1 protein-coding gene and 1 pseudogene are annotated in these 1,269 nt (G+C 64.8%); both read left to right on the top strand.

Features of this window, described 5'->3' with window-relative positions:
* Positions 1 to 370, top strand: a pseudogene (locus I5M_RS24470) (extracellular solute-binding protein); the annotation flags it as partial.
* 59 nt (positions 371 to 429) lie between these two features.
* On the top strand, positions 430 to 1,254 hold the full coding sequence (locus I5M_RS24465) for a phosphodiesterase (protein ID WP_022723795.1): 825 nt from the start codon (positions 430 to 432) through the stop codon (positions 1,252 to 1,254).
* Positions 1,255 to 1,269 lie beyond the last annotated feature (15 nt).

Raw genomic sequence — 1,269 nt, 5'->3', positions numbered from 1 at the left:
CACCGCCAAGGACAAGGCCAATCGCGACGCCGCCTGGGAGGTGGTCAAATTCTGGACCGGCCCGAAGGGCGCGGCGATCATGGCCGAGACCACCGGCTACATGCCGCCGAACAAGGTCGCCAACGACGTCTATCTGAAGGACTTCTACGTCAAGAACCCGAACAACTACACCGCGGTGAGCCAGCTGCCGCTGCTGACCAAGTGGTACGCCTTCCCCGGCGACAACGGCCTGAAGATCACCGACGTGATCAAGGACCATCTCAACTCGATCGTGTCCGGCGCGCGCGCCAAGGAGCCGGAAGCGGTGCTGGCCGACATGACCAGGGACGTGCAGCAACTGTTGCCGAAGACCGTCGGCAGCAAGAACTGATCGGGCGAGACAGCGGCGGAGCACATCGGCTCCGCCGCTTTTCATTTCGGGAACGGGCGATGAAACTGATCCACCTCAGCGATATCCATCTGACGACGCCGGGCGGCACGATCGGCGGCCGCAATCCGCGGCTGAACTTCGAACGGGCGCTGACGCACATCCTGCGCGATCACCACGACGCCGAGCTGATGGTGATCACCGGCGACCTGTCGGACTGGGGCGACCTCGACGACTATCGCTGGCTCAAGAACCAGCTCGATGCCTTCCCGATTCCGGTGCGGCTGTGCATCGGCAATCACGATCGCCGCGACGTCTTCCTCAGCGTCTTCCCCGAGCTGCGCGACGACGACGGGCTGGTGCAGGGCGTTTTCGACACGGCCGCCGGCCGCTGCCTGCTGCTCGACACCAACGAGCCCGAGACGCACGCCGGACGCTATTGCGACACCCGCAAGGCCTGGCTGGCGCAGCGGCTGACCGAGCATCCGGGGCCATTCCTGCTGTTCATGCATCACAACCCGATGCCGACGCATCTCGGCCCGATGGATCAGATCCGGCTGCTCGACGACGCGGAATTCCGGCAGATCGTCGGCCGCCATCGCGATCGCATCCGGCACATCTTCTTCGGCCATTGCCATCTGCCGCTGGCCGGCTCGGTGGCCGGCGTCCCGGCGACGTCGCTGCGCGGCACCAACCACGCCAGCTATCCGCTGTTCTCCGAGCGACGCTTCCTCAGCGCGTCGGACCTGCCGGAGTCCTATGGCGTGGTGTTCTTCGGCGGCGACTACGTCACCGTTCACATGGTCGAGTTCGGCTACAGCGGCCCGATCCGCACCGAGGGCTCGACCGAATACAAGGACTGGAACCGGGAAAACATGGTGCGATGAAATTCGTCATCCTCA

The sequence above is a fragment of the Rhodopseudomonas sp. B29 genome (assembly GCF_000333455.1).
Taxonomy (GTDB): domain Bacteria; phylum Pseudomonadota; class Alphaproteobacteria; order Rhizobiales; family Xanthobacteraceae; genus Rhodopseudomonas.
The sequence above is the reverse complement of the archived record's forward strand: the minus strand, read 5'-3'. Positions and strand labels throughout refer to the sequence as shown.

What these genes read in the sequence shown, in the direction of transcription:
- I5M_RS24465 (WP_022723795.1), top strand. Translation starts at nt 430, where the DNA reads ATGAAACTGATCCACCTCAGCGATATCCATCTGACGACGCCGGGCGGC.